Consider the following 1421-nt stretch of genomic DNA (forward strand, 5'->3'; position numbering starts at 1 on the left):
GCCTGTTGCGCATTCCAGTCATAAATTTCATTAATGTTATTCACCGGGTCATATTTAAGTTCACGGTGTCTGACATTAATCAGTTCACTATTGGTCAGTCGATAGTCCGTATCAAACTGACGATTCAGACTTAAACCATTACCATAAGTTAAACCACTTAACGGACCAAATGGTAATGACTCGACATTGGTAGCCAGCTCTTTCAACTGACCATTAACCGTAGCAGTGACTCGACTGACTTTGCCATGCGTATCATATTCATAATCAACACGCATTCCCGAAGGATAGGTTTGCCCGCTTAATCGAGCATAACTATCAAAGTGATATTGAGTAACATAGGTTTGATTATTGATAACTCGCGTTTCTTTGCTTACTTGTCCAAAAGCATTGTATTCAAACGTGGTGCTGCCGGTGTTATCGGTAATCGATGTTAAACGCCCGACAACATAATTACCGTTAGCGACTTCATCATATCCATAAGTGACATTGAGCGAAGAATCCGGATAAGTAATTTGAGTTAAACGATTCAGTGCATCATAGTGATAATTGAGCGTAATGTTTTTTGCATCGGTTTTGCTTTTTAAATTACCCGCTTCATCATAGGTATAGGTCGTCACGCCAGTATCCGGACTGGTGAGCTGAGTGACTTCACCAAAGGCATTGTAGTCATAACTGGTGGTGCGATTTTCAGCATCAGTGACGCTCGCCACCTGTCCTTGGTCAGTATAGGTAAACTGAGTTTCACCCTGTGCCGGGTCAACACTTTTAGTCACACGTTTTAACGCATCCAGTGTGCTCGACGTTGTTTGTGACAACGCATTGTTACTGCTTACCGGACTTCCATCAGCATCATAAGCGGTTTCATTCACCTGACCATTATTGCCCAGTGTTTTAGTTAACTGCCCCAGCGCATTATAAACACTGGTTTGTTTAAACTTGAGCGCGCCCTGAGTATCCTTAATGACCTGCTCGGTGACATTACCCTCCAGGTCCAGCGTGTATTCAATACGATTGCCTTCACTGTCTTCAATCGCGGTGAGTCTTTCACCGTCATCGTAAAAGTAAGTCATGCTCACTCCGGTTGGCATTATCACTTTCTTAACCGAACCGGTTGGGTAATACTCGTATTGCGTTGTCAGATTATTGCTCGTTGAAGTTTTTAACCAGCCACGGGTTGTGTAGGTTAATGTTGTTTCAATTGCGTTGGCATCCAGAATGCGTCCGACCCGGCCACTGGCATCGTAGTTATCCAGAGTTACCACATGATTCAGTGCATTGGTGATGGTGTGGACATTACCGGCTGCATCGTAGGTGTAGGTGGTGACATCATTAACATCCGTGCGCGGGCCATCAACCGTTTCTACCTGTCCATTTGAATTGTAGGTGTAACTGGTTGTACGCGACTGACTGCTATTTAAATC

General features: G+C 44.0%; 1 pseudogene. It reads right to left on the reverse strand.

Annotated features, from left to right (window positions below):
* Positions 1 to 1421: pseudogene (locus IYN84_RS20830) on the reverse strand (RHS repeat protein); the annotation flags it as partial.

The sequence above is a fragment of the Aliikangiella sp. G2MR2-5 genome, assembly GCF_015687155.1.
Classification (GTDB): Bacteria; Pseudomonadota; Gammaproteobacteria; order Enterobacterales; family Kangiellaceae; genus Aliikangiella.